This window comes from Proteus sp. TJ1640 (assembly GCF_003144445.1).
GTDB classification, from domain to species: domain Bacteria; phylum Pseudomonadota; class Gammaproteobacteria; order Enterobacterales; family Enterobacteriaceae; genus Proteus; species Proteus penneri.
The window spans coordinates 68926-89094 of record NZ_PENY01000006.1 but is presented as its reverse complement, the minus strand read 5'-3'; the positions used below and the strand labels follow the sequence as shown (position 1 = coordinate 89094).

At 37.8% G+C, this 20169-nt stretch carries 17 protein-coding genes; 12 read left to right on the top strand and 5 right to left on the bottom strand.

What is annotated here, in order from left to right:
• The first annotated feature begins 143 nt into the window (after positions 1 to 143).
• From dppA to DK861_RS01950, 7 genes are all read left to right on the top strand, one after another.
• On the top strand, positions 144 to 1751 hold the full coding sequence (dppA, locus tag DK861_RS01980) for a dipeptide ABC transporter periplasmic-binding protein DppA (protein ID WP_109399099.1): 1608 nt from the start codon (positions 144 to 146) through the stop codon (positions 1749 to 1751).
• 165 nt (positions 1752 to 1916) lie between these two features.
• The gene (dppB, locus tag DK861_RS01975) at positions 1917 to 2936 is read left to right on the top strand and encodes a dipeptide ABC transporter permease DppB (protein ID WP_072064823.1); all 1020 of its coding nucleotides are present in this window, start codon (positions 1917 to 1919) and stop codon (positions 2934 to 2936) included.
• Positions 2937 to 2946: 10 nt separating this feature from the next.
• Positions 2947 to 3849: a dipeptide ABC transporter permease DppC gene (dppC, locus tag DK861_RS01970; protein WP_072064820.1), complete on the top strand. Its 903-nt coding sequence runs from the start codon at positions 2947 to 2949 to the stop codon at positions 3847 to 3849.
• Positions 3850 to 3861: 12 nt separating this feature from the next.
• Positions 3862 to 4845: a dipeptide ABC transporter ATP-binding protein gene (gene dppD / locus DK861_RS01965; RefSeq protein WP_072064818.1), complete on the top strand. Its 984-nt coding sequence runs from the start codon at positions 3862 to 3864 to the stop codon at positions 4843 to 4845.
• Positions 4838 to 5839: a dipeptide ABC transporter ATP-binding subunit DppF gene (dppF, locus tag DK861_RS01960; protein ID WP_072064816.1), complete on the top strand. Its 1002-nt coding sequence runs from the start codon at positions 4838 to 4840 to the stop codon at positions 5837 to 5839. Before dppD ends, dppF begins: the two co-directional genes overlap by 8 nt.
• Positions 5840 to 6368: 529 nt before the next feature.
• Positions 6369 to 7079: a HAMP domain-containing protein gene (locus DK861_RS01955; RefSeq protein WP_109399098.1), complete on the top strand. Its 711-nt coding sequence runs from the start codon at positions 6369 to 6371 to the stop codon at positions 7077 to 7079.
• A 174-nt stretch (positions 7080 to 7253) separates the two neighbouring features.
• The gene (locus tag DK861_RS01950; RefSeq protein ID WP_109399097.1) at positions 7254 to 8735 is read left to right on the top strand and encodes an insulinase family protein; all 1482 of its coding nucleotides are present in this window, start codon (positions 7254 to 7256) and stop codon (positions 8733 to 8735) included.
• A gap of 103 nt (positions 8736 to 8838) precedes the next feature.
• Here the strand turns inward: DK861_RS01950 and DK861_RS01945 are convergent, their stop codons facing one another.
• From DK861_RS01945 to DK861_RS01930, 4 genes are all read right to left on the bottom strand, one after another.
• The gene (locus tag DK861_RS01945; RefSeq protein ID WP_109399096.1) at positions 8839 to 9849 is read right to left on the bottom strand and encodes a serine hydrolase domain-containing protein; all 1011 of its coding nucleotides are present in this window, start codon (positions 9847 to 9849) and stop codon (positions 8839 to 8841) included.
• Between the two features lie 80 nt (positions 9850 to 9929).
• Entirely contained in the window at positions 9930 to 10139 is a 210-nt protein-coding gene (locus DK861_RS01940) for a 4-oxalocrotonate tautomerase family protein (RefSeq protein WP_006534633.1), read from the bottom strand.
• A gap of 69 nt (positions 10140 to 10208) precedes the next feature.
• Positions 10209 to 11228, bottom strand: coding sequence for an inner membrane protein YhjD (yhjD, locus tag DK861_RS01935; RefSeq protein ID WP_109399095.1), 1020 nt, complete (start codon positions 11226 to 11228; stop codon positions 10209 to 10211).
• A 330-nt stretch (positions 11229 to 11558) separates the two neighbouring features.
• Complete coding sequence (locus DK861_RS01930) at positions 11559 to 11948, bottom strand: DUF1090 domain-containing protein (protein ID WP_109399094.1); 390 nt, start codon at positions 11946 to 11948, stop codon at positions 11559 to 11561.
• Positions 11949 to 12128: 180 nt separating this feature from the next.
• On the opposite strand from DK861_RS01930, the gene DK861_RS01925 reads away from it, so the two are divergent.
• From DK861_RS01925 to DK861_RS01910, 4 genes are all read left to right on the top strand, one after another.
• Complete coding sequence (locus tag DK861_RS01925; RefSeq protein ID WP_006534636.1) at positions 12129 to 12971, top strand: 23S rRNA (adenine(2030)-N(6))-methyltransferase RlmJ; 843 nt, start codon at positions 12129 to 12131, stop codon at positions 12969 to 12971.
• A 144-nt stretch (positions 12972 to 13115) separates the two neighbouring features.
• Complete coding sequence (gene gorA / locus DK861_RS01920) at positions 13116 to 14471, top strand: glutathione-disulfide reductase (RefSeq protein WP_072064809.1); 1356 nt, start codon at positions 13116 to 13118, stop codon at positions 14469 to 14471.
• 609 nt (positions 14472 to 15080) lie between these two features.
• Complete coding sequence (locus DK861_RS01915; RefSeq protein WP_109399093.1) at positions 15081 to 16502, top strand: FAD-dependent oxidoreductase; 1422 nt, start codon at positions 15081 to 15083, stop codon at positions 16500 to 16502.
• A 45-nt stretch (positions 16503 to 16547) separates the two neighbouring features.
• Positions 16548 to 17042: a RidA family protein gene (locus DK861_RS01910; protein ID WP_006534642.1), complete on the top strand. Its 495-nt coding sequence runs from the start codon at positions 16548 to 16550 to the stop codon at positions 17040 to 17042.
• Between the two features lie 138 nt (positions 17043 to 17180).
• Here DK861_RS01910 and DK861_RS01905 read toward each other — a convergent pair whose 3' ends face one another.
• Positions 17181 to 18185, bottom strand: coding sequence for a LacI family DNA-binding transcriptional regulator (locus DK861_RS01905; RefSeq protein ID WP_139053358.1), 1005 nt, complete (start codon positions 18183 to 18185; stop codon positions 17181 to 17183).
• A 192-nt stretch (positions 18186 to 18377) separates the two neighbouring features.
• Here DK861_RS01905 and DK861_RS01900 point away from each other — a divergent pair, with 192 nt between their 5' ends.
• Positions 18378 to 20036 (top strand): alpha-glucosidase, encoded by a 1659-nt coding sequence (locus DK861_RS01900; RefSeq protein ID WP_109399092.1) that lies wholly within the window; start codon positions 18378 to 18380, stop codon positions 20034 to 20036.
• Positions 20037 to 20169: the final 133 nt, after the last annotated feature.

The window sequence follows — 20169 nt, the reverse complement described above, 5'->3', positions numbered from 1 at the left end:
GTTTATAACGAGTTCTTTTTACCTTCTAATGCCTTATTGACGTAAGGGAATACAGTTGGTTAATTGAACAATGACAAAATAAAAAGGTATTCCGTTTTTAAATAGGAAACCAAAACACAACAGAACAATTTCGGAGAGTAATGATGAAAAGCTCCAAAAAACAGACAGGAATTTTGACCGCCACAATTGGATTGCTTGCATTCGCTATTTCTGCGGGTGTACAAGCCAAAACATTGGTGTATTGCTCTGAAGGTTCACCTGAAGGATTTAACCCTCAGTTATTTACCTCTGGCACAACCTATGACGCAAGTTCAGTGCCTATTTATAACCGTTTAGTTGAATTTAAACTGGGTACAACAGAAATTATTCCAGGCTTAGCTGAAAGCTGGGATGTGAGCGATGATGGAAAAGTGTATACCTTCCATTTGCGTAAAGGGGTGAATTGGCATAGTAGTAAGACCTTTAAGCCTACCCGTGAATTTAATGCGGATGACGTGATGTACACGTTTATGCGTCAAATGGACCCACAACATCCTTACCATAAAGTGTCTGGCGGAAGTTATGAGTACTTCTCAGGAATGGATATGAACAACATGATCGAGAAGATCGAGAAAGTTGATGATCATACTGTTCGTTTTGTTCTAACTCGTTCAGAAGCCCCTTTTATTGCTGATATGGCGATGGACTTTGCATCCATATTATCTGCTGAATATGCGGATAATATGATGAAAGCAGGTACACCTGAGAAAGTAGATCTCGATCCTATCGGTACAGGGCCTTTTCAATTACAGCAATATCAAAAAGATTCTCGTATTCTTTATAAAGCCAATGACCAATATTGGGGTAAAAAACCAGATATTGACCGTTTAGTCTTCTCTATTACACCTGATGCCTCTGTACGATATGCAAAACTGCAAAAAGGTGAGTGTCAGGTAATGCCTTTCCCAAATCCTGCTGATATTGCGAAGATGAAACAAAATAGTGATATCAATTTGTTAGAACAACCCGGTTTAAATGTGGGTTATATCTCGTTTAACGTTGAGAAAAAACCACTGGATAACCAAAAGGTTCGCCAAGCATTAAGTATGGCTGTGAATAAAGACGCCATTATTGAAGCGGTTTATCAAGGTGCTGGCCAGAAAGCGAAAAATCTTATTCCACCAACAATGTGGGGTTATAACGATGATATCGTCGATTATGAATATAATCCTGAAAAAGCTAAAGCACTGCTAAAAGATGCGGGCCTTGCTGATGGCTTTACCATCGATTTATGGGCAATGCCAGTACAACGCCCTTATAATCCAAATGCACGTCGTATGGCTGAAATGGTACAAGCGGATTGGGAAAAAATTGGCGTTAAAACCAAAATAGTAAGTTACGAGTGGGGTGAATATCTCAAACGTGCTAAATCCGGTGAACACCAAGCGGTTATGATGGGTTGGACAGGCGATAACGGGGATCCAGATAACTTCTTCGCTACGCTATTTAGTTGTGCAGCAAAAGAGCAAGGTTCGAACTATTCAAAATGGTGCTATAAGCCATTTGAAGATCTGATCCAACCAGCACGGATCACCGCCGATCACGACAAACGTGTTGAACTCTACAAACAAGCTCAAGTTGTGATGCATGATCAAGCACCTGCTCTAATTATTGCTCACTCGACCGTTTATGAACCAGTGAGTAAAAAAGTAGAAAACTACGTGGTTGATCCATTAGGCAAACATCACTTCGAGAATGTCTCTCTTAAATAAGAGCAATACCTAATTGTTGGGTTGCTTTAAGTACGGTGTCTTTCTTGATGAAAGACACCGCTATTCAATAATAACGAATACATTCAGTACACTGTGAGCGCAGAGGACTTTCCTCTGATTTATCAGCGCTATCTTTTAGCTGATGTTTGAAAAGAGAATTAGGATATGCTGCAATTTATCCTTCAACGTTTGGGACTTGTGATCCCTACGTTTATCGGAATTACATTACTGACATTTATTTTCGTTCATCTTATTCCCGGTGATCCGGTCATGATTATGGCGGGTGAGCGTGGACTTTCTCCAGAACGACATGCTTATTTAATGGCAGAATTAGGCTTGGATAAGCCGTTATGGCAACAATACCTCAATTACCTAAATGGTATTTTTCATGGTGATTTGGGGATTTCGTTAAAAAGCCGTATTCCCGTCTGGGATGAATTTTTACCACGTTTTAAAGCCACTTTAGAACTTGGCGTTTGTGCCATGATCTTCGCGGTTTCAGTCGGTATTCCCGTAGGTGTTTTAGCTGCGGTGAAACGTGGCTCTATCTTTGATCATACTGCGATTAGTGTGTCATTAGCCGGTTATTCTATGCCCATCTTCTGGTGGGGGATCATGTTAATCATGTTAGTGTCTGTAAAATTAGACTTAACCCCTGTTTCTGGCCGCCTCGCTGATAGTGTCTTTTTAGATGACAGTAATCCTCTTACCGGATTTATGCTAATTGATACCTTTATTTGGGGTGAAGAAGGGGATTTTATTGATGCTATCCATCACATTATTTTACCTGCCATTGTATTAGGAACCATTCCTTTAGCTGTGATAGTGCGTATGACACGTTCTTCAATGCTTGAAGTATTAGGTGAAGATTATATTCGTACTGCTAGAGCAAAAGGCTTAAGTCGTGCTCGTGTTATTCTTATCCACGCACTACGCAATGCGATGTTACCTGTTGTCACTGTAATTGGATTACAAGTTGGGACAATGCTGGCTGGCGCAATCTTAACAGAAACCATCTTCTCATGGCCGGGATTAGGACGCTGGTTAATTGATGCCTTACAACGACGAGATTACCCCGTAGTTCAAGGTGGTGTGCTGTTAATTGCAACGATGATTATTTTTGTCAATCTGTTGGTTGATGTTCTTTATGGCATTGTGAATCCACGTATTCGCCATAAAAAATAAGGAATGCATAATGACTGAAAATAAAGTTACACCGGTCATCAATGCACCGGCTCCCATGACACCCTTCCAAGAATTTTGGCACTATTTTAAACAAAATAAGGGCGCAGTTGTTGGATTAATTTATATCGTGATTATGTTGCTGATTGCGCTATTTGCAGGCTTTCTTGCACCTCATGCACCGAATGAGCAATTTCGTGATTTCTTATTAGCGCCTCCTGTTTGGCAAGAAGGGGGAAGTTGGCAATTTATTCTAGGTACTGATGATGTTGGCAGGGATATTCTTTCTCGCTTAATGTTTGGTGCTCGCCTTTCGTTATTAGTTGGCTGTATCGTTGTCGTACTATCACTTATTTTAGGAATTATTCTAGGACTGGCGGCGGGTTATTTCGGTGGACTTGTGGATATCGGCATTATGCGAGTGGTCGATATTATGCTGGCATTACCCAGTTTATTATTAGCATTAGTGTTGGTAGCCATTTTTGGGCCTTCTATTGTTAATGCGTCTATTGCATTAACTTTTGTCGCCTTACCGCATTATGTCCGATTAACACGAGCTGCTGTTTTGATTGAAGTAAACCGTGACTATGTTATTGCGTCTCGCGTTGCTGGTGCAGGTTCACTGCGTCAAATGTTTATCAATATCTTACCTAACTGCCTTGCACCTTTAATTGTTCAAGCCTCTCTCGGTTTTTCTAATGCAATCTTAGATATGGCGGCATTGGGCTTTTTAGGCATGGGTGCGCAACCACCAACACCTGAATGGGGAACCATGTTATCTGATGTGTTGCAGTTTACACAAAGTGCATGGTGGGTTGTGACGTTTCCTGGTTTGGCGATTTTGTTTACCGTATTAGCCTTTAACTTAATGGGTGATGGTTTACGGGATGCGCTTGATCCGAAATTAAAGCAGTAACGGAGTAAGAACATGGCATTACTAAATATTAATCAACTATCTGTTCACTTTGGTGATGAAGATACTCCGTTTAAAGCGGTAGACCGAATTAGCTATCAAGTTGAAGAAGGGCAAGTGGTCGGTATTGTAGGGGAATCAGGTTCAGGTAAATCAGTCAGCTCATTAGCGATTATGGGGCTTATCGATTTCCCAGGGCGAGTGAGTGCACAAGAGCTCTATTTTGATGGTAGAGATCTTATGAAAATTTCTGAATCAGAGCGACGCAATTTAGTTGGTGCTGATGTTGCGATGATTTTCCAAGATCCGATGACAAGCTTGAATCCTTGCTTTACGGTTGGCTATCAAATTATGGAGGCGTTAAAAGTACATCAGGGAGGAAGTCGTAAAACGCGTAAGCAGCGTGCTATCGACCTCTTAACGCTGGTGGGTATTCCCGATCCAGCTTCTCGCTTAGATATCTATCCACACCAGCTTTCGGGGGGAATGAGTCAGCGTGTTATGATCGCAATGGCAATCGCTTGTCGCCCTAAATTATTGATAGCTGATGAACCGACTACGGCACTGGATGTGACTATTCAGGCTCAAATTATAGAGCTTTTGCTTGATTTACAAAAACAAGAAAATATGGCGTTAGTGTTGATCACCCATGATCTAGCATTAGTGGCAGAAGCTGCCGACACCATTATTGTGATGTATGCGGGGCAAGTGGTGGAATCCGGAAAAGCATCAGAAATTTTTAAAGCGCCTCGCCATCCTTATACACAAGCATTATTAAGAGCACTTCCGGAGTTCGCGAGTAATAAAGCGCGATTAGCATCGTTATCGGGCGTTGTACCGGGACGCTATGATCGACCAACAGGTTGTTTACTCAATCCACGTTGTCCTTATGCTCATGATGAATGCTATAAAACTGAACCTGCTTTAAGAGAATTGGGAACACATCGCGTGAAATGCCATACACCGTTAGATAATACAGGGAGACCTACTCATGGTTGAAGTTAATCCAAATGTCACTACTCCCTTATTAAAGGCGGTCAATTTAGCCAAGTATTACAGCGTAAAAGGCGGGCTGTTTTCAAAAGAGAGAACAGTGAAAGCGCTTGATGGTGTCTCTTTTGAATTAGAGCGCGGTAAAACATTGGCGGTTGTTGGTGAATCAGGTTGTGGAAAATCGACATTAGGTCGATTATTAACCATGATTGAAATTCCTACTTCAGGAGAGCTTTCTTACCGTGGACAAAATCTGTTGATCAAAGATAAATCAGCAGAGAAATTGCGTCGCCAAAAGATCCAAATTGTATTTCAAAATCCTTATGGATCATTAAACCCGCGTAAAAAAGTAGGGCAAATTTTAGAAGAGCCTTTATTGATCAATACAACATTGAATGCCTCTGAACGTAAAGAGAAAGTATTATCAATGATGGCTAAAGTGGGATTAAAGACAGAGCATTATAGTCGATACCCACATATGTTTTCTGGTGGTCAACGTCAGCGTATTGCTATTGCTCGTGGTTTGATGCTTGATCCAGACATTGTGGTAGCGGATGAGCCTGTTTCTGCGCTGGATGTATCAGTTCGTGCTCAAGTACTGAATTTGATGATGGATCTGCAACAAGATATGGGACTTTCTTATGTTTTTATTTCTCATGATCTGTCGGTTGTTGAGCATATTGCAGATGAAGTTATTGTAATGTATTTAGGACGTTGTGTTGAAAAAGGAACAAAAGCTCAAATTTTTGAAAATCCACAACATCCTTATACGCAGGCATTATTATCAGCAACCCCAAGATTGACGCCTGAATTAAGACGAGAGCGTATTAAATTAACAGGAGAATTACCAAGCCCGTTAAATCCACCACCAGGTTGTGCTTTTGCAGCACGTTGCCGTCGTGCATTTGGGCCATGCAGTCAATTACAACCAACTTTAAAAGATTATAATGGCCAACTTATTGCTTGTTTTGCGGTGGAGCAAGATAGCGTGATAGTTTAAATAAAATAAATTTATCTCATTAAATAAGAACAATATACTTATTTATATTGTTCTTATTTTTTTCATTAATAATGTTTAATAAATTTTAACTAAATAATCTAATAATAATTTTATAAATATAAAATATTATATTTATGTGAGCTTTTAAAATGTAAATCTCAATGATATTAAAGGGAAATAATGCTTTTTATTAAGAAGTACATTACGCTTAGTATTGCGTTTTAACTTTAAAATAAGGGGTTTGCAGCGTTTAATTTTATATACTTTGGTGTTTTTTAGTGAATTGTATCTTTTTATTAAAATAAAGTAGATTAGTTGTAAATAATAAGAAGAGAGTAAGGTTTTATTTTTATTTTACTATTTTTATCTTATAACTATACTCAAATAATAATTATTATATATTTATCTACTTCCATTTTAATGGATAAGCGCTTTTTATAATGTTATTTTCTTTATTGAGAGTGATACATAATCGAAAAAATACAGTATAATCCCCTTTGTTCAAGCATGGTTACCGGAAATAGCAACGATGAAACCTCATCTTAAACATTCATTAACAATAAAACAGATGGCCGCTGTTGCGGGCGTTACGTTGGTGACTATTGCTATTTTTATCAGTATTCAACTTGTTTATTTGATTGATCAACGCCGCGAAGATTATCAAAATCAGCTTTTTAATGCCGGTGTCAGTATTCAGCAACCACTCGCTGATGCATTGTTACGATCAGATTTGAACGATGCTAAACAACAAATAGTTGCACTAAAAGCGACGGGTATTTTGGGTAAAGCGATTGTTATGCAACCTGAAAATGTGCAAGTGATGAATTTAGATTTTGCACCTAAGAAAGAAGTCTCTGAATTCTCAAGTTGGCTTTTTGGTATTCCCGTTGAAGCTGTTATTCCTTTACAGCCTTTAGGTATTACTTCAACAGATGATAAGTCCTATGGTGGTCATCTCATTTTACAGGCTGACACAAATCGTTTTTATCGTTTTACCAGTAATACTGTTGCATTAATGCTAACAACATATCTGTTGATGGGGCTTATTCTAACGGTTGCTATTAGTTGGTGTATTAATCGTATTGTTGTAAAACCGTTACGCCAAATTGCCGTCACTCTCAATAAAGATAGCCAAGTTTCAGCGTTATCTTGTCCAAAATCACATTGTGATGATGAGATTGGTTTGCTGGTTAAAGGATATAATCATCAAAAATCTGATCAAAAATTGCCGAAGGTCTGAACCTTCTTACGCCATAATGAGTCTAATCACTATAGTGATTTTATTTCATGTTTCTGTGGTGATAAAGAATGATAATACAAAAAATAGATATCCAACATCTAACATGTCTTTTGGCACTTATTGTTAAACCTCATAAGTGGTTTAATACCAAGGATTAATACAATAGAGGTTCACATGCAGGGTGTAATGACACGAATTTTATTGGGAAGCGTTATGTTTGGCGCTGTTGTTTGCCAAGTTCAAGCGGAGGCTTTACAGCCTGATCCTGCTTGGCAAGAAGGGCGACTAGCAAATGGCTTTCAGTGGCAAATCTTACAAACACCGCAACGCCCAAATGATAGAATACAGATCCGTTTATTAGTTAATACGGGATCTTTGTCAGAAAAAAGCAGTGAAACGGGTTTTTCATCCTTAGTGTCCAAACTCAACGTTTTGGAAAATACAGGTTTAACACCAGAAAAACGTGATAATTTATGGAAAAATGCGTTAGATCCTGACTATCCGTTGCCTCCAATGATCGTTTCATATGATTTTACTGTTTATAATTTAAGTTTACCGAACAACCAGCCTGAGCTGTTAAAGGATGCTTTTGCATTGTTAGCAGGTATTGCTAAACCCGCACAATATACTGAAGATGCGGTTCGTAACGCAGTTCAATCGCCACTTCCGATTGCAACGTTTCCTCTTAACATTGAAGATCCTATCTGGCGTTCACGTCTTGAAGGCTCTAATTTAAAAGGCCGCAATCCGGGAAAACCTGTTAATCAATCTGTAAATACTAAAGAGTTGTCAGATTATCAGCAGCGTTGGTATACCCCGGATATGATGACGCTTTATGTTGCAGGTAATGTTGATAATCGATTATTGACTGAAAGTATTAATCAAGCCTTTTCATCGCTATCAGGAAAGCGTGTAACACCCGTTCCAGTACCTGTCCTTGCCGATATGAAACCTGAAACGTTATATGTGCAAGAGCCTATGCGTGTAAAAGACCAAATTGCTTTAATTTGGGATTTAGACTGGTCGCCAGTAAAAGACTCTGACACGTTAAACAAATATTGGTTAAGTGATTTAGCTCGTGAAGTGATTTTTGTGCATTTAGGTCGTAGCCTTGAACAACGTAAGGAAAACGACAGCACTCAGATTAACATTGATTGCCGAGTACAATATAAACGTGCAAGTTGTTCTTTAAATCTTGATACTGTCACAGCGCATATTCCTGCATTAGCATCATGGGTGGGAGAAGAATTGGGTCGCTTGCGTAATCAAGGCATCAGCGATGAGTTATACCAAGAGCTGCAACAAGAGAAACAGCTGCAGTTAACTCAGTTGTTTGCACGTTATGCAAAAACCAGCACAGCGATTTTAATTAATCAGCGTCTGTTATCTCAACAAAGCAATATTATTGATATTCCACCTGAACAATATCAACGTTTACGCCAAGCATTTTTAGCGGGTTTAACAAAAGAGACATTAAATCAGGAACTTTCAAGAATTCTATCTGAAGATATTACTTTTGTATTAACACAAAGTGGTGAAACGCCAACCGTAAATTTAGGTGAATTACGTATTCAATTTGAAAAGCAAGTTCATCCAGAAACGGCAAATACACCTGCACCTGCTGTAACAACGTCAGTGGTAACAACAGCGAAATAGTAATAGAACAGAAATAGACAGATATTGAAAAAAATATCTGCTATAAAATAAACAAAAAGCTAAAAGTGTTATTGATACATTTTTGGCTTTTTGTTTTTTGATATTAAAGGCGTTTAAATGCTTCTTTAATAATGGTAATCAAATCTTCACGGTTATTTCTTTGAGTTATAAAACCTGCAATAGCAATCTTTTTTTCAGGTAAGTAGTAAGCTGCCGAGCCCCAATAACCAAGGTGATAGTAAAGTGTGCCTAGGTCAGTTTCTTCGGCCATTAGACCTAAACGATAATTTGTCGCACCTGTATGTGAACCTTGCCATTTCATCTCTTTTAAGGTTGATGGATGCAAGTAAACTCTATCTTCGAAGAGATCAGCTGTAAATTTAGCTAACTCAAGGGTTGTCATCACAAGCCCGCCACCGCCAAAAGCATCCATTGATGCATCAATATGAGTACCTTCATGCTCACCTGCAAATTGTCTAGCTCGTACTTTAGGATGCTTAGGTTGTTGTTCTAAACCCTCCCACCACGTTTGTGGTAAATCTAAGTCTTGAAAATGCAATAATTCACGAACGGCTGTGGCCATATTTTTTCTCATAAACTTAGAAAGGATGTCACCTAATAAAATGTATCCAGTATCTGAATAAATGAAGCGTTTTCCGGCTGGAATAATGGGAAAGCCTTGTTGAGCATAGCGTGCTATTTGCTCTTCTCGTGTCCATTTATGAGAGGGATCTTTAATCACTTCTTCAAAGTAAGCTTCATTTGCATGGTCGAGTAATCCACTGCTATGGCTTAATAAATGGCGTAGTGTAATGGTTTTAAGATCATAGCCTAGCTCTAATAATGTCTGTTGATAATTCGCACTTAAATATTTAGTTATATCATCATCAAGGGATAAAGCATCCTGCTCCCATAAACGTAAAAAAGCAGCGGCGAGAAAGGTTTTCGTATTACTAGCGATGCGAAATGGGGTATCTACAGTTAATTTTTTCTGGGTACTTTCGTCAGCAAATCCGTGAGCCATACCAAAAGGGTATTGAATGCCTGCACCTGTAATATAGATAGCGCTTGCTGAAGGTAAAGCATGAAAAGCATCAGTCATTGATTTAACCATAGTTACTTCCTTATCTGTCAGGAAAATAAATCAGCAAAAAGGGTGTACTTGACACCCTTTATTTATATTGCAGAAATTTTTTATTTACTTTTTGTTGCTGCTCGTAATTCTGTTACTGTTTTACCGCCTATTCCCCAGTTATCTGTTTCAACTTCATCAATTACTACAACGGTAGTTGCTGGATTTTTGCCTAATACATCAACCAAAAGTTGTGTTGCTCCCGCAATGAGTTGCTCTTTTTGCTCAGCGGTTGCACCTTCGCGTGTAATTTTAATATTAACGTATGGCATTGTTTTTCCTTATTACGTTATTTATAGGCGGTTAATGTAGGGAATTAACCATATAGTTTTATCATAAAGTTAAGATGTTGATTGCGTTTCAACCAACTGTTCTTTGCGCATATTTGGGCCATCAGTGGCGATCCAAGCGGCACAAAAGAGTGTTAATCGGGCAAAAAAGTAGAAGAAAGCCATCAAACCTATCACTGAACCAAATGCAGCACCTGAAGGTGAGCTTGCTATTCTTGGTAGCATCCATGTCATAACGGATTTTAAAATTTCAAAACCAATGGCAGCGATAAGCGTGCCTTTCATAAGTGAAATTCGTTTGGGTTGATGGCGAGGTAAGATCCACAATATCCATAAAAATAGTAAATAGTTTGCAGTAATGGAAATAGTTAAACCTATTGTTGTCCATACTGGCGTTAGCCATTCAATACCGTCTAATCCCAATATATGAACAATCATTCTTTGGGCCGAACCCGCTACAGATGTGAGTGTAATAGTGAAAATTAACGCAAAAAGTAAGCCAATTAGCGCTAAAAAGTCACGAAAATAGCGGAAATAGATTTTCTCTTGCTCTTCTTTGTTTCTTTCCCATACGGGGCGTGATTGCGCCAAAATAGCTTGGCGTAAATTACCCACCCAATTAACACCAGAATAAAGAGCAATCGCTAAACCGGTTAAACCAACGGTTGTACGCTGGCGAACAGCGGTATCAATACTTTGTTGGACCGTAGATGCAAGTGTTGGATCGTCAATGCTATTTGCGACACCTGTGATTAATTTAGCGAGCAAATCGGGATTTGAGGCTAAAACAAAACCGGCACAGGCAAAGGAAAGCATTAATACAGGGATTAATGATAAAAATGAGAAATAAGTGATAGCGGCACCAAACTGATTTCCCATTCTGTCAGTAAAGCGCTCTGCGGCACGAATAAGATGTGCAATAAAAGGAATATTGGTAATGAAATGACTAATTTTTATTCCAATACCGATGGCTTTTTTTCCACCATGTAATCCTTTTTCCAGCCCTTTCTTGAGTGGCTGAGTCAGTTGAGTTTTTTCGTTCTCTGTTTTGGGTTGTTGCTCTTCTGACATATATCCTCTTTAATTAGATCAGTCCATTTTTAATAAATTAGTGGCATTACTATAATTTCTACTCAAAAATAGCATAGCTTAATTTCTATTACACACCTTATGCTTCTTATCATTAGCCACTATTTTAAGCGATCTATTTGTTTGTTCTGGCTTAAGTGTAGATGATGCTCTGCCAAAAGGTGTCGGTAATCTTGTACTTAATAAAAGATAAAAAACCAATACAGCAATTCTGATATTAAGTTTGGTTTAATAAGAGAATGGCTACTCACTTATTGTTTTATTCTGTGTTTCACAGTCAAATAATGAGTAGGCATTAATTACTGATGATAACTACTTTGTCAGTAGATTTAATTCTTCTTCAATAGCTTTTAATTCTGCTTTTTCTTCAGCTAGCTTTCTTTCTTGTTTAGCAATTTTATCTGCATCACCCTTAAGTTGTGCTTCTTTTAATTCGAGCTCGCGCTCTTTGATATCAAGTTGTTTTTCACGTAATTCAAGGCGCGTGTTTTCAACCACTCTTTCTGGTGTGCAATAGCGCTCAACATTTTGTAATGCTCGCTCTAAGCCTTGGATACGGTATTGATTACCGTGTGCTTTCGCATATTCCATCTGTTTTTGGATATTTTGTTTTTTAATCTCGCAGCCATTTATTGAGCTGTTGGCATACGCACTGCTAATGGAGAGTGTTAATGCAATTGCGGTAAAGAGTACTTTTTTCATTTTAATATCCTATTTAAACTTAAGTGAAATATGGACTTATCATAACGGTTGGGTACTAAGACACAACGTTTCTTTCGCTTTCAATGAAGAAGTTCGGCTTTTTCTGATACACTGAGTTCAATCACTATTTCAGAGTAAATTAATTACTAAGCTATACTTATTTCTAACGGAAGATAAAGAATGCTGAGCTATCGCCATAGTTTCCATGCTGGCAACCACGCCGATGTTTTAAAACATATTGTTCAAACACTCATCATTGAGTCTTTAAAAGAGAAAGAGAAACCTTTCCTTTATCTTGATACTCATGCTGGCGCTGGACGTTATCAATTAACCAATGCTCATGCGACTCGCACCGGTGAATATTTAGAAGGGATTGCGCGTTTATGGCAGCAAGAAGAAGTGCCAGAGCTTATTTTGCCTTACCTTGAAGCGGTTGGAGAATTAAACGCAAATGGGGAACTGCGTTATTATCCGGGATCACCTCTGTTAGCGGGTAAATTACTAAGAGAACAAGATTCTTTAATGCTAACAGAATTACATCCAACAGATTTTCCTTTATTACGCACAGAATTTTCTCGTGATGAGCGAGCTAGAGTTTCTCGTGAAGATGGTTTTGGCCAATTAAAATCTAAGTTACCTCCGCCAAGTCGGCGTGGATTCGCATTAATTGATCCACCTTATGAACTTAAACAAGACTATTCTGCCGTTGTTAAAGGTATTGTTGAAGGTCACAAGCGATTTGCGACGGGAACTTATGCGATTTGGTATCCCGTTGTTCATCGTCAGCAAATTAAACGCATGTTAAAAGAGCTTGAAGCAACAGGGATCCGTAAAATTTTACAAATTGAATTAGCAGTGAAACCCGATAGTGATCAACTCGGGATGACGGCATCTGGCATGATTGTGATTAATCCACCTTGGAAATTAGAATCACAAATGAAATCAATACTTCCTTGGTTACATAAAACCTTAGTTCCTGAGGGTATTGGACATACATTAGTTGAGTGGGTTGTACCAGAATAAGCATCTTTATTATTGTTTTTGTCTATTACTGTAAAAGCTAAAATCTGACGAGCTATGTTTTAAATTTTGTCATAATAGATATCATGATATGAAAGGCTTAGACTGTGAGTTACCTATTTTTCTACAGATAAATGGATCAGATAAATGACGAGCAAACATTACGATTACATCGCCATCGGTGGCGGTAGTGGCGGTATCGCGTCAATTAATAGAGCAGCAATGTATGGACAAAAATGTGCATTAATTGAAGCGAAAGCATTAGGTGGCACTTGTGTTAACGTGGGCTGTGTACCTAAAAAAGTGATGTGGCATGCGGCGCAAATTGCTGAAGCTATTCATCAATATGGCCCTGATTATGGTTTTGACACTACGGTGAACCGTTTTGATTGGGATACACTCATCAGTAGCCGTTCTGCTTATATTGACCGAATTCATCAATCTTATGACCGTGTCTTAGGTAATAACAAAGTTGATGTTATCCAAGGTTTTGCTCGTTTTGTTGATGCCAATACTATTGAAGTCAATGGTGAAAAGATCACAGCGGATAATATTCTAATTGCAACAGGTGGTCGTCCTGTTCAGCCTAATATTCCAGGTGCTGAATATGGTATTAATTCTGATGGTTTCTTTGAATTAAAAGCTTTACCAAAACGCGTTGCTGTTGTTGGTGCTGGTTATATCGCTGTTGAACTTGCTGGTGTGTTAAATGCTTTAGGTAGTGAAACTCATTTATTTGTGCGTAAACATGCGCCACTGCGTAATTTTGACCCATTAATTGTTGAAACACTGTTAGAAGTGATGGAAACCGAAGGGCCTAAGTTACACACACATGCCATTCCTAAAGCTGTGATTAAAAATGCAGATGGAAGTTTAACGCTACAACTGGAAAATGGTACAGAACAGATTGTTGATACCTTAATCTGGGCGATTGGTCGTGAACCTGCAACAGATAATTTGAATCTGGCAGTAACGGGTGTTGAGTTAAATGAAAAAGGTTATATCAAAGTCGATAAATTCCAAAATACCAATGTAAAAGGGATTTATGCGGTTGGCGATAATACGGGTGCGGTTGAATTAACGCCAGTTGCTGTTGCCGCAGGGCGTCGGTTATCCGAGCGTTTATTTAACAACAAACCTAACGAACATTTAGACTATTCAAATATTCCAACCGTTGTATTTAGCCATCCTGCTATTGGTACTGTTGGTTTAACAGAGCCTCAAGCGATTGAGCAATATGGTGCAGATCAAGTTAAAGTGTATAAATCGTCTTTCACCGCAATGTATAGTGCTGTGACTCGTCATCGTCAACCATGCCGTATGAAGTTAGTTTGTGTTGGTGCCGATGAAAAAATTGTTGGTATTCATGGTATTGGGTTTGGTATGGATGAAATGCTACAAGGTTTTGCTGTGGCTCTGAAAATGGGAGCAACGAAAAAAGACTTTGATGATACTGTTGCAATCCACCCTACAGCGGCAGAAGAATTTGTTACGATGAGATAAGCACGTAATACGGCTTACTTTGATATTAATATGCAAAAGCTAGAGTTTAACGCTCTGGCTTTTTTATTGAAAATTTTGACTTAACCTAGCTTTATTTCGAACTCAAACCTCCTCTTTCTATGCATCTTCCCAAAAGCATATTCGTCTACTTACTGACCAATAAACCAGTTATTAAGTGAATTTACTTATTTTGTAAAAATAAGGTTATTACAGGATTAGGAGCATCTTTTTATTTATGCAATTGTGCTATCGATTTTGCTTGTTTTGTAAATAATTTTTTACAGACCCTCCTTGTTATTTGTATCAAAATGTTAATTATTTAAACAATTACTTTTTCTATTTAAAACTTATTTCATTCTTATTATCTCATTATTTATCAATATGTAATAAAGATAAAGTTCTCATTGTTATTTCATTGAGTGATGAATTTCTATGAAAAAAAACGATTGAAGTAACCATATTGTATCTATGGATATTGTTATTCTAAGAAATGGTTAACAAATAATTATAATTATTAACAATATAATAAACTATGGTATTATTCAATTTTAAGGCAATAAATGAATGACATTATAAATATAAATGGTAAATCCATTACTGAGGTAGAAGATGAAAATTTCAAGGAGAAAGCTGCTTTTAGGTGTTGGTGCTGCGGGTGTTTTGGCCGGTGGTGCTGCATTAGTTCCAATGGTGCGCCGTGATGGCAAATTCGTTGAAGCTAAATCTAGAGCATCATTTGTCGAAGGTACAGAGGGTGCGCTGCCTAAAGAGTCTGATGCAGTGATTATTGGTGGTGGTATTCAAGGTATCATGACTGCTATCAACCTTGCAGAACGTGGCATGAGTGTCACTATTTTAGAAAAGGGCGAGATTGGCGGTGAACAATCTGGCCGTGCATACAGCCAAATTATTAGTTATCAAACATCATCAGAAATTTTCCCATTGCACCATTACGGGAAAATCTTATGGCGCGGAATGAACGAGAAAATTGGTGCTGATACTAGTTATCGTACACAAGGTCGTGTAGAAGCGCTTGCTGATGAAAAAGCATTTGATAAAGCTCAAGCGTGGATCAAAACAGCAAAAGAAACTGCGGGATTTGATACACCATTAAATACTCGCATTATTAAAGGTGAAGAGTTATCAAACCGTCTTGTTGGTGCTCAAACACCATGGACAGTTGCTGCTTTTGAAGAAGACTCAGGTTCTGTTGATCCCGAAACAGGAACACCTGCATTAGCACGCTACGCTAAACAAATTGGCGTAAAAATCTATACTAACTGCGCGGTAAGAGGCATTGAAACTGCTGGTGGTAAAATTTCTGATGTTGTAACAGAAAAAGGCGCAATTAGAACATCTCACGTTGTTCTTGCTGGTGGTATTTGGTCACGTTTATTTATGGGTAACATGGGCATTGATATTCCAACGCTGAATGTTTACTTATCACAACAACGTGTATCAGGTGTTCCTGGCGCACCTCGTGGTAACGTGCATTTACCGAATGGTATTCACTTCCGTGAACAAGCTGACGGTACTTATGCTGTCGCACCGCGTATTTTCACCAGTTCTATTGTAAAAGATAGCTTTTTATTAGGGCCTAAGTTCATGCACCTATTAGGTGGTGGTGAGCTGCCATTAGAATTCTCTATCGGTGAAGACTTGTTTAATTCATTCAAGATGCCAACATCTTGGAAATTAGATGAAAAAACACCGTTTGAACAATATCGTATTGCAACAGCAACACAAAATACTGAGCACTTAGATGCGGTATTCCAAAGAATGAAAGCTGAATTCCCAGTATTTGAAAAATCACAAGTTGTGGAGCGTTGGGGTGCTGTTGTTAGCCCAACATTTGATGAATTACCAATTATCTCTGAGGTTAAAGAATACCCTGGTCTTGTCATTAATACGGCGACGGTATGGGGTATGACCGAAGGCCCAGCAGCAGGTGAAGTTACTGCTGATATCGTAACGGGCAAAAAACCAGTTATTGATCCAACACCATTTAGTATGGATCGCTTTAAGAAGTAAATAACCCCTTGTTTTACTGTAAATTAAACATGTTAAGGAGTTTTCATGCGTTATAAAAGTTTACTTGTTGCCCTGCCTTTTATCTTTGGTGTAGCAAGCGCGAATGCGGAGGGTGTTGTGCACCATAAATTAAACGGTATGCCTATTTCAGAATCTGTTGAAGTGAGTGCAGGTAACAACCTTGTATTCTTAAGCGGTAAAGTACCTGCTAAGAAATCAGCAGATGCACCAGAAGGCGTATTAGCGTCTTATGGTAACACTGAAGAACAAACTATCAGTGTATTAGAACAAATTAAAACTCACTTAAATGAACTTGGCCTAGACATGAAAGACGTTGTTAAAATGCAAGTCTTCCTAGTTGGTGGTGAAGAAACTAAAGGTGAGATGGACTTTAAAGGCTTTATGGATGGTTATTCTAAGTACTTTGATGCTTCGAAAACTGACCAACTGCCAGCACGCTCAACTTTCCAAATCGCTAAACTGGCGAATCCAGCATGGCGTGTAGAAATTGAAGTAATTGCGGTTCGTCCTGCAAAATAAGAGCGATAGCTTTTACTCAATTTTGACGTAAAACACAATCCACTAAAACGCTAGAGAAGGGTAACTTTCTTTGGCGTTTTTTATTTCATTTATAGCCTTTAAACTATAAGGGGTAAATTAAGTATTTTTACAGGGTTTCTAACTACTTTCACCTTGAATAAACTTCACTGGAATAACAGAAACGTTATCTGTTATTTCTTTATTCTCAATTAATGTACTAATCACTTCTACGCTTTTTTCAGCCAGTTTTTCAAAGGGTTGTTCAATACAGGTTAACTGGCGCAGTGTTTGATTTAACCAAGGGCTACCATCGTAAGCAACAATTTTTAGTTGCTCTGGAATGGTAATATTTCGCCTTGTGGCTTCATTAAACAATGCCATGGCAGGAATATCAGCAGCAAAAATAGCATCGATATCTGTATGCAAAGAAAGTATTTTTGTTGCGAAAGAGTGAAAATAGTCTTTCTCTTCTTCTTTCCAATTTATTTTGCAAGGAATGGGATTAATACCTGCCTGAATAAGCGTTTCTTTAAAGGCTAAACAGCTTTGATATGAAGGGGTTGATGATAAATAACTTGAGTTATCTTCAATATAGAGGATTTTCTTGCAACCTTTTTGAATAAGGTGTTCTGCTGCTAATCGACCCCCCGTGTGGTGATCAGAACAAACTAATGGAATATCACGAAGATGGCGATCTAGTGTGACTACAGGTCTTTGAATATGCTGATATTCACTATCATCCAATAACAGATATTCTGCAATAATACCGTCGATCTGACCACGTTTAAGCATATCAAAAAATATACGCTCACGTACTTTGCTATTTTGGGTTGCACATAACATCATGCTATAGCCATTTTCAGCGAGTTTATTTTCAATAAAACGGGTTACTGTCGCAAAATAAGGGTATTCAAGGCTATTAATAATGACACCAACAACTGCACTTTTTTGTTGATATAAATTTCTTAGCCAAGTATCAGGAATATAATCTAATTCCTCTACCGCTTTTTTAATTTTTTCTCGTGCAGCTTGAGATACATAACCACTGTTATTTAATGCTCTGGAAACAGTACTTGCTGCGACATTTGCTTTTTTTGCGACATCACGGATCCCGGCCATTGAATATGCTGTTGCTCCTTTCAATTCGTTGATGTCCTAATATATCTTAATATGATTATTACAAACCCATTTTTATTGAGGTAATTGTGTTTTTTTAGTATGAGCTATTTCACATTTTAGTATGTTAATTACCTTACCCTCCTTTTTAGTGCTTATAGTATCTTATATTAACTATGGAACTGTTCCATATATACTAATTACCTTGGTGAGGTGAATATGTCTAAAACTTGGTGGAAAGAAGCAGTGGTCTATCAAATTTATCCCAAGAGTTATTATGATAGTAATGGGGATGGTGTTGGGGATTTAGCAGGGATCACAGAGAAATTAGATTATATTCAGTCACTCGGTACAAATGTTATTTGGCTATGCCCCATTTTTAAATCGCCAATGAAAGACAATGGTTATGATATTGCTGATTATTCTGTTGTCGATCCTATCTTCGGTGATAATAATGCATTAGATAAACTGATTAGCGAAGCTAAAAAACGTGATATTAAAATTTTATTAGATTTAGTATTAAATCACACTTCTGATGAGCACCCATGGTTTAAATCGGCAATTGAAGATCCTAATAGCCCATATAATGATTATTATATTTTTAAACAATGGGATAAGCCGACTCCTCCTAATAATTTACGCACTTATTTTGATTGCTCTGTTTGGAGTCGTGTTGGAAAAACTAATCGTTGGTACTTTAATTCATTTGGTCCGGAACAACCGGACTTAAATTGGGAAAACCCACAATTACGTAAAGATATTATCGACATGATAAATGTCTGGATCAAAAAAGGGGTTGCAGGATTTCGCATTGATGCGATTGGTAATTTAAAAAAATCCCCTGAAGCCTTATCTGAATATCAATTTGAACCTGATAAAGATGATGGTACTGCATCTTTAGTGCCTTGGGTTTTAAATCAACCAGGTATTGATAAATTCTTAACTGAATTAGCCGAGAAAACTTTTAAGCCTGCGAACAGTATGACCGTTGCAGAAATTGATGTGCCAGAAAAAGATTTACGTGCTTATGTCGGCGAGGATGGTTATTTCTCTATGGTATTTGATTTTAGCATTGCCGATTTAGATATCCGCAATGAAAAGCCATTTACAATTAACCCAATTACAGGTGAAAGATTAAAACCTGTATTTATCAAAAGCCAATTAGATACTCAAAGAGTAGGGTGGGGAGCGCCTTATTTAGAAAATCACGACCAACCTCGTTCATTAAATAAATTTCTCCCTAAAGGTGCTATTAATCCCATTAGTGCCAAAATGTTAGCAACATTTTTATTAACGCAACGGGGCACGCCTTTTATTTATCAAGGGCAAGAGATTGGCATGACAAATTGCCCGATGACATTAGAAGAACATGATGATTTACATGTGTTTAAATTACATGAGTGGGGTAAGAAATTAGGTTACAGCGATAAGCAAATCATTGAATACTTTAATGACCGTAGCCGTGATAATTCAAGAACACCTTTCCAATGGAATAGCGAAGTAAATAGTGGTTTTAGTACAGGTAAACCATGGTTAAAAGTTAATCCTAACTATGTCGATATTAATGCACAGAAAGAAACGCAAGATAATCACTCTCTTTTCGCTTATTACCAGCAATTGATTGCATTAAGACGGCATTCAGAGATCAGTGATATTTTGATTTATGGTGAATTTTTGCCATTGGATTCACCAGAAAATGTGATTGCTTTTAAGCGTACTTATGAAGGTAATTCAATCAATATTTATTGTAATTTTAGTGGTGAAGAAAAGGCACTAACCATTAAAGCTAAGGATATCTATTTGCATAACAGCCCAATAGTGAAAAATGCGCACGGCGACCTTATCCTTCAGCCTTATCAAGCGATTATTTTGAAATAAAAATAATTACTTTAATGGATAGGTTCTGATCTTCATTGGAACCTATATTTATTAATCCATCCATTAGCTATATTTTATTGGTGATATTGTTTAAATTAGAAATCAATATTAGACATAAACTAAATTATCTTAT